Below are 1,937 nucleotides of genomic sequence, written 5' to 3' on the forward strand. Positions count from 1 at the left end.
GACCCACTAACGCCGATTTAAAATTGACCCACCTGAGTCAAACTATCCGTTCGTAACATGGACAAAGCGGCGGATTATGATCAATCAGGAGCAACTAGTGGAAATACACGTTTTACATCAGCAAGGGCGAAGCATCCGCCGCATCGCAAAGGATATGGGTATATCAAGGAATACCGTTCGCACTTATCTTCGAAATAAAGACAAAGCGCCTGTGTATCCCGAGCGTATATCCCGACCAACCAAGCTACACCCTTACCATGACTACTTGCGTACTCGGATTGAAGCCGCAAAGCCTTATTGGATACCCGCAACCGTCTTACTGCGTGAGTTGAAATCTCTCGGTTACGAGGGCGGTATAACGATGCTCAAAGAGCACATCAAACAGTACAAACCTAGTGCGCCAGTCGATCCTGTGGTTCGATTCGAGACATTGCCAGGTGAGCAGATGCAAGTCGACTTCACGACCATCACGCATTACGGTGTACGTGTTAAAGCCTTCGTGGCAACGCTGGGTTATAGCAGAGCGACGTTCGTTCGCTTTAGTGAACGAGAGCGCCAAGAAGACTGGATAGAAGGTCTTGAAGAAGCATTTGAATACTTCGGTGGCGTCCCCAAAGAAGTGCTGTTCGATAATGCGAAAGCCATCATGATAGAGCGAGATGCATATGGTGAAGGTGAGCACCGCTGGAACCCTGCGTTGCTCACCGCTGCCAAGAGATACAACTTTAAACCAAGAGCCTGTCGTCCATATCGCGCAAAGACTAAGGGAAAAGTGGAGCGATTTAACTCTTACTTGAAGAATAGCTTCGTCACTCCGCTTGCGGCGACACTCAAGCAGCATGGACTTAAAATCACCGCCGATGTTCTTAATGGACATATCGGAGCATGGCTAGAAACCGTCGCTCACCAACGAACTCATGGTACGACAGGTACAAAGCCTCAGGTTCTCTTAGATGAAGAGCGCTTTACACTTCAGTCGCTACCATCACCGACACGCCCAGACACACCACTAACAATCAGCGATAGTGTGATGCCCCTTGAGAGCTTCCAGCACCCACTCTCAACCTATGACGCGCTGTTGGAGGTGCGAGTATGAACCTTCAAATGAATCGCATTGAAGCTGCCTGTGCTGCGCTGAAGTTACAAGCAATCGGTCAGGAATGGCCGAGACTGGCAGAAGTCGCCAACAGCCGCGAACTGAGCCTAGCCGATTACTTAGAGTCACTTCTGAACGCAGAGTTGGAAGTGAGAGCAGAGCGCACAAGAGCCACACTAACTAAATTCGCCAGCTTCCCAATGGAAAAAACGTTCGATGATTATGACTTCAAGTTCGCAACGGGTGCCCCGAGAAAACAGCTCAAGGAACTAACAGGGCTGGCGTTCATAGAGCGAAAGGAAAACGTGGTGTTACTCGGGCCAAGTGGCGTCGGTAAGAGTCATCTTGCAGTGAGTCTTGGTCAACTCGCTGTCCAAAAAGGATTAAAAACGCGCTTCATCACGGCAGCAGACTTGATGCTTCAACTCTCTACTGCGAAAGCTCAGGGTAAACTAGAAAGTTACTTGAGGCGCAGTGTGCTTGCCCCCAAACTCCTTATCGTTGATGAAATCGGGTATCTACCGTTCGGTAGAGAAGAAGCCAACTTGTTCTTCAACGTCATCGCCAAACGTTATGAACAAGGCAGTATTATCGTGACCAGTAACTTGCCGTTCTCGCAATGGTCAAATGCGTTCGCCGACGATACAACACTAACGGCAGCACTACTCGATAGACTTCTTCATCACTCACACATCGTACAGATCAGCGGTGAAAGCTATCGATTAAAAGGAAAGAAGGCGGCTGGAACCATACCAGCGGTTCTAGAAAGTCTATCTGAAGGTAAAGGTTAATTACGTGGGTGGGTCAATTTTACTTCGGCGATAACGTCGATAAGTGGGTC

At 48.9% G+C, this 1,937-nt stretch carries 2 protein-coding genes; both read left to right on the forward strand.

Going from position 1 to position 1,937, the window contains the following annotated elements:
- Positions 1–76 precede the first annotated feature (76 nt).
- A complete protein-coding gene (gene istA, locus ACF8EG_RS11370) occupies positions 77–1,096 on the forward strand; it encodes an IS21 family transposase (protein WP_392419456.1) in 1,020 nt (339 codons plus the stop codon).
- Positions 1,093–1,887: an IS21-like element helper ATPase IstB gene (istB, locus tag ACF8EG_RS11375; RefSeq protein ID WP_258670213.1), complete on the forward strand. Its 795-nt coding sequence runs from the start codon at positions 1,093–1,095 to the stop codon at positions 1,885–1,887. The genes istA and istB overlap by 4 nt, the downstream gene beginning before the upstream one ends.
- Positions 1,888–1,937: the final 50 nt, after the last annotated feature.

The sequence above is a fragment of the Vibrio sp. YQ_11 genome (assembly GCF_043103065.1).
GTDB lineage: Bacteria > Pseudomonadota > Gammaproteobacteria > Enterobacterales > Vibrionaceae > Vibrio > Vibrio parahaemolyticus.